Source organism: Methylobacterium sp. WL18, assembly GCF_008040015.1.
Taxonomy (GTDB): domain Bacteria; phylum Pseudomonadota; class Alphaproteobacteria; order Rhizobiales; family Beijerinckiaceae; genus Methylobacterium; species Methylobacterium mesophilicum.
The window spans coordinates 1-4,691 of record NZ_VRVD01000373.1; the positions used below are offsets into that span (position 1 = coordinate 1).

The 4,691-nt window shown below is 69.7% G+C and carries 3 protein-coding genes and 1 pseudogene; 2 read left to right on the plus strand and 2 right to left on the minus strand.

The genetic code is table 11. The features are described 5' to 3' along the window. Positions 1 to 902 (minus strand): annotated as a pseudogene (locus FV228_RS20855) (hypothetical protein); the annotation flags it as partial. Positions 903 to 1,160: 258 nt separating this feature from the next. On the opposite strand from FV228_RS20855, the gene rpsO reads away from it, so the two are divergent. Continuing rightward, positions 1,161 to 1,430 carry a 30S ribosomal protein S15 gene (rpsO, locus tag FV228_RS20860; RefSeq protein ID WP_147856365.1) on the plus strand — a complete coding sequence of 90 codons (270 nt, stop codon included), beginning with the start codon at positions 1,161 to 1,163 and terminating at the stop codon, positions 1,428 to 1,430. Between the two features lie 207 nt (positions 1,431 to 1,637). Then, entirely contained in the window at positions 1,638 to 3,860 is a 2,223-nt protein-coding gene (gene pnp, locus FV228_RS20865) for a polyribonucleotide nucleotidyltransferase (protein WP_147856366.1), read from the plus strand. 95 nt (positions 3,861 to 3,955) lie between these two features. Here pnp and FV228_RS33275 read toward each other — a convergent pair. Further along, positions 3,956 to 4,691 (minus strand): hypothetical protein (locus tag FV228_RS33275; protein ID WP_210247814.1); only part of this gene is annotated, 736 nt, incomplete at its 5' end.

Sequence of the window (4,691 nt, forward strand, 5' to 3'; positions counted from 1 at the left end):
CGCCGGGTCCCGTCCGCCGCCTCCGCGAGGACCAGAAGCCCGAGCCAGGCCGCCAGGGTCGCCGCGACGTGGTGCGGGACCCAGACCAGGGAGCTCGGCCAGTTCAGGACCTGATCGTTCAGCCATTCCGGCATCGGGATCCAGAGCCCGGTGGCGATCCGGTCGCGGACGACCAGCAGGATGTCGAGCCCGGCCGCCGGCAGCAGCAGGAGGGTCGCGCGGCGCACGAGCCGCGGGGAGGCCTCCCGGACCATCCCGGTGGCGGCGAGCAGCCGGTCCAGCAGGCCGAGCAGCCCGATCCCCGTCCAGAACGCGAGCCCCGCGAAGGCGGTGCGCCCGTCGACGAGCGTTCCCCCGGCCCGGTCGATCAGAGCGCACAGCGCGTAGAAGAAGTAGTAGTAGCCGGCGCGCTCGGGCCGGGCGAAGAACGGATCGACCGGCGGCAGGCCGTCCTGGACGATCGCGCGGGTCAGGCTCGCATGCTTCACGAGGTCGATGACGGTGACGGGCTGGTACAGACCCGTACCGGTATCGATGTCGATCAGCGCGTAGCCCACGATCCCGAGCCAGAGCCCGGCGAGCGCCAGCCCGCGCGCCGTGCCGGGTGGGTCGATCCGGCCCCGCAGCGCGCGGATCGCCGGCACCAGCCCGGCCAGCCCCAGCGCCAGGTTGGCCAGCACGGTGGCCGGGATGCCGGCGGCCTGGACCAGCAGGCTGTCGAGAACCGGCAGCAGGCCGATCCCCAGCAGGGCCGAACACAGGAGGCGGTCACCGGGCGCGAGGCTGCGAAACCCCAGAATCCCGGTCAGGCTGCCCAGCGCGTAGCCCGGCAGCAGGATGACGGGAACGCCGAGCAGCGTCGCCATGAGGACGCCGCCCATATCCGAGAGACTACCGTTCATCGCCGGGCCGCCGTTCGTGCCGGTTCCGGCTACCACGCCGGTGTTAACCCTTCCCTCGGCGCAGCCCTCCGGCCCGGGGCTGGTTTATCCGGTGGTTTCGTGTATGGATCGCGCAGCCTCGGCCCGGGTTACCGGGCGGGGCTTGAGCCGCTTGGCGCTGTGACCGTGCTGGACGACATCCCGGCACCGGCCGAACGCCGAGCTCGAGCGCCCCGATACGGGCGCCGCATCTGACCAGCACAACCCGAAAGGTATGCGATGTCGATCACGGCGGAGCGCAAGACCGCGCTCATCAAGGAACACCGCAAGGACGCCAAGGACACCGGGTCCCCCGAGGTCCAGGTCGCGATCCTCACCGAGCGGATCTCCAACCTGACCGGCCACTTCAAGACCCACGGCAAGGACAACCACTCCCGCCGGGGCCTGCTGAAGATGGTCTCGCAGCGCCGCTCGCTGCTCGACTACGTCAAGCGCAAGGACGAGGCCCGCTACCGCGCCCTCATCGAGCGCCTCGGCATCCGCCGCTAAGACCGACCAAGCGCGGTTCCGGGCCCGGCTCGGGGCCGCGTTTCACAATCTCGGGCTGCCGGAATGGGTCCGGCCGCTCGAAAACGGGCCGCTTCGAGGCGCCAGCGTCGGGGCAGGATCGCGAGACACTTTGCCGGTCGAAGTGTCTCGCCGTCTTGCCCCCGACGGCGCCGGGCTTGGCCCGCCGAAGGCAAGGAAGAGACAAGAATGTTCGACGTTCAACGCGAAGAGCTGATGTGGGGCGACCGCAAGCTCGTCCTGGAGACCGGCAAGGTCGCCCGGCAGGCCGACGGCGCGGTGCTGGCCACCTACGGCGAGACCTCCGTGCTGGCCACCGTGGTCGCCGGCAAGGAGCCGAAGGCCGGCATCGACTTCCTCCCGCTCACCGTGAACTACCAGGAGCGCGCCTACGCCGCCGGCCGCATCCCGGGCGGCTACTTCAAGCGCGAGGGCCGTCCCTCCGAGAAGGAGACCCTGGTCTCCCGCCTGATCGACCGCCCGATCCGCCCGCTGTTCATCAACGGCTGGCGCAACGACACCCAGGTCGTCATCACGGTCCTGACCCACGACCTCGAGAACGATCCCGACATCGTGTCGATGGTCGCGGCCTCCGCCGCCCTGACCCTGTCGGGCGTGCCGTTCATGGGCCCGATCGGCGCCGCCCGCGTCGGCTACATCAACGGCGGCTACCGGCTGAACCCGCTGGTCACTGAGACCAAGGAGGAGTCGAGCCTCGACCTCGTCGTCGCCGGTACCCAGGACGCCGTGCTGATGGTCGAGTCGGAGGCCAAGGAGCTCTCCGAGGACGTGATGCTCGGCGCCGTGATGTTCGGTCACAAGCACTTCCAGCCGGTCATCGAAGCGATCATCCGCCTCGCCGAGAAGGCCGCCAAGGAGCCGCGCGACTTCCAGGCCCCCGAGAACGCCGACGTCGAGAAGGCCGTCCTCGAGGTCTGCGAGACCGAGCTGCGCGCCGCCTACACGAAGACCGTCAAGCAGGAGCGCTACGCCGCCGTCGACGCCGTGAAGGCGAAGGTGATGGCCGCCCTATGCCCCGAGGGCGCTGAGAAGTTCCCGGCCGAGAAGGTCAAGGCCGCGTTCAAGGAGGCGCAGTCCAAGGTCGTGCGCTGGAACGTGCTCGACACCGGCTCGCGCATCGACGGCCGCGACCTGAAGACGGTCCGCCCGATCGTCTCCGAGGTCGGCGTGCTGCCCCGCGCCCACGGCTCGTCGCTGTTCACCCGCGGCGAGACCCAGGCCCTGGTGGTCGCCACGCTCGGCACCGGCGAGGACGAGCAGTACATCGACTCGCTCGACGGTACCTACAAGGAGCGCTTCCTGCTCCACTACAACTTCCCTCCCTATTCGGTCGGCGAGACCGGCCGCATGGGCTCCCCGGGCCGTCGCGAGATCGGCCACGGCAAGCTGGCGTGGCGGGCGATCCGGCCGGTCCTGCCGCCGGCGCACGAGTTCCCGTACACGATCCGCGTCGTGTCCGAGATCACCGAGTCCAACGGTTCGTCCTCGATGGCCTCGGTCTGCGGCGGTTCGCTGTCGCTGATGGATGCCGGCGTGCCCCTGCGCCGTCCGGTGGCCGGCATCGCCATGGGCCTCATCCTCGAGGGTGAGCGCTTCGCGGTCCTGTCCGACATCCTGGGCGACGAGGATCACCTCGGCGACATGGACTTCAAGGTGGCCGGCACGGACGAGGGCGTGACCTCGCTCCAGATGGACATCAAGATCGCCGGCATCACCGAGGAGATCATGCGGGTCGCCCTCGACCAGGCGAAGGACGGGCGCGCCCACATCCTGCTGGAGATGGCCAAGGCTCTGACCGACGCCCGGCCGGAGCTGGGCGAGTACGCCCCGCGCATCGAGACGATGCAGATCCCGACCGACAAGATCCGCGACGTGATCGGCACCGGCGGCAAGGTGATCCGCGAGATCGTCGAGAAGACCGGGGCCAAGATCAACATCGAGGACACCGGCATCGTGAAGATCGCCTCGGCCGACGGCAAGGCGATCAAGGCGGCCTACAACTGGATCCGCTCGATCGTCGCCGAGCCCGAGAACGGCATGATCTACGACGGCACGATCGTGAAGTGCATGGAGTTCGGCGCCTTCGTGAACTTCTTCGGCGCCAAGGACGGCCTCGTCCACATCTCGGAACTCGCCGTCCAGCGGGTCGCCAAGGTGACGGACGTCGTCAAGGAAGGCGACAAGGTCAAGGTGAAGTTCCTCGGTCAGGACGACCGCGGCAAGATCCGTCTGTCCATGCGCGTCGTCGATCAGCAGACCGGCGAGGACATCACCGAGAAGGTGAAGTCCGAGCGCGAGTCCAGCCGCAGCGACCGGGACGGCGAGCCCCGGCGCGAAGATAACGGCGGCCGCCACCGCGGCGAGCGCCGCCGCGACTCCGCCGGCGAGTGATTGTTCGGGACTGTCCCGCGCGGGCTTCGGTCGGCGCGGGTTGTGATGCGAGAGGCGCGGTCCCCCGGGGCCGCGCCTTTTTCGTATGCGGCCCTTCAGAGACCGTGCCGCAGGTCTTCGAGCAGCGGCCGCAGCTTATATTTGCGCTTATGCGTCTCGATCAGGCCCTCGATCCGGCGCGTCCAGTCGTCAAAACGGTCAGCCGCGTCGTAGGCCTGTAGGGCGCAGCGGAGCCATGTGGCGGCCTCTTCGTATTGGCCGGCCTGGCCCTGATCCATGATCGCTGTGGCCCGCGCCTCCGCGAGCGCGATCACCCAGTCGGGGTGGCTCGCATGGGCCGCCTCGGCGAGGCGCAAGAGCTCGCTGGAATGGGTTCCAAAGCTGTTCTTCGCAGCGGCGACAGCCGCGTCGATCATCCCCTCGTCCAGGAAGATCGCGACGCGGTCCACAGCCCTCTCGGCCTCCGACAATCGGGCGAGCAGGACGTCGCGGTCCGAGGGCCAAGCCTTGCCGGCGACCGCCTTGGCGGCATCGAAATCCGCCTTCGCGAACGTCGCCTCGAAGGCCGTCCGGGCCGCCCGCCGGGCCAGCGCCCCCCGGGCCTCGTCCCGCAGCCAGCGGGCCAAGGGCACCACGGAGCGGTTCGGATGCCCGAGCTCAAGGTTCTCGGCCTCGTCCTGCCCGAGCCCGAGGCCCGCCTCCCCAACGGCCAGGGCCTCCTTGCCGTGGCCGGCGTCCTTGAGAACCTGCGCGAGGTCGAGGGCTTCCGCCGGGCTGGTGAAGGTGGCCTCGGCATGCGCCACGGCCTCCGCGATCCGCCCGAGCCGGGCC

Bases quoted from the DNA above. Each gene is read 5' to 3' on its own strand.
- pnp (WP_147856366.1), top strand. From the start codon at position 1,638: ATGTTCGACGTTCAACGCGAAGAGCTGATGTGGGGCGACCGCAAGCTC.
- rpsO (WP_147856365.1), top strand. From the start codon at position 1,161: ATGTCGATCACGGCGGAGCGCAAGACCGCGCTCATCAAGGAACACCGC.